The organism is Halorubrum halodurans (assembly GCF_002252985.1).
In the GTDB taxonomy this organism is placed as follows: Archaea; Halobacteriota; Halobacteria; order Halobacteriales; family Haloferacaceae; genus Halorubrum; species Halorubrum halodurans.
The window spans coordinates 1-715 of record NZ_NHPJ01000076.1; the positions used below are offsets into that span (position 1 = coordinate 1).

Genomic DNA, 715 nt, shown 5'->3' on the forward strand with positions numbered 1-715 from the left:
GTCTCGACGTCCCCGACCACGTCGCGGGCGAACGCGAGCGCGGCCGACCGCTCCGTCGCCCCCTCGCCGACCGACTCCCCGTCCGCGGTCCCGCCGACCGCCGCGTCCCCGCCGCCGGTCCCCGCCTCCCCGCCGTCCGCGACTCGACCGTCGGTCGAGCCCTCGATGAGGAACCCGAGGCGGGGTTCGTCGTCGTTCATGCCCGACCGTTACCACGCTCGTAGTAAAAACCGTTCTCCCGCGGACGTGTGCGCCGCGAACGGCCGCGCCGGTCGCTCCCTCGCCGGCCGCGGGCGGCAGATTCCGTCGAGGACGAAACGCATAAACGACCGATCGGCGTACGCCCGGTCGTGACCCGAACCGCGTCGTCGCTCGGCTCGCCTCCGCCGGCAGCGACGCGGCCCTTCTCGAAGAAACGCGCGTGACGCGTCCACAGGCGGGAGTGGCGACCCCGTCCCGGACGACCCCCGACCCGCGCGCGACCGCTTTCACGACGACACGACCCGGACCGGCCGGAGCGACACGAGCCGGACCGGCCCGACCCACACCACGACACCGATGACGAACCCCACGACGACCACGACGCCGTACACGACCGACCGCGACGATCGAGAACCGACCGACGAACCCTTCGAGGGGGTCTACCCCGCGATGACGACCCCCTTTACCGGCGAGAACGGGATCGACCACGAGCAGCTCGCCGCGAACGCCCGCC

The 715-nt window shown here is 72.9% G+C and carries 1 protein-coding gene and 1 pseudogene; one reads left to right on the forward strand and one right to left on the reverse strand.

Features of this window, described 5'->3' with window-relative positions; translation table 11 throughout:
• Window positions 1-200, reverse strand: a 200-nt coding sequence (locus DJ70_RS17320) for a hypothetical protein (protein ID WP_179233998.1), incomplete at its 3' end; no start/stop codon positions are given.
• A 358-nt stretch (window positions 201-558) separates the two neighbouring features.
• Here DJ70_RS17320 and DJ70_RS17770 point away from each other — a divergent pair.
• A pseudogene (locus DJ70_RS17770) lies at window positions 559-715 on the forward strand (4-hydroxy-tetrahydrodipicolinate synthase); the annotation flags it as partial.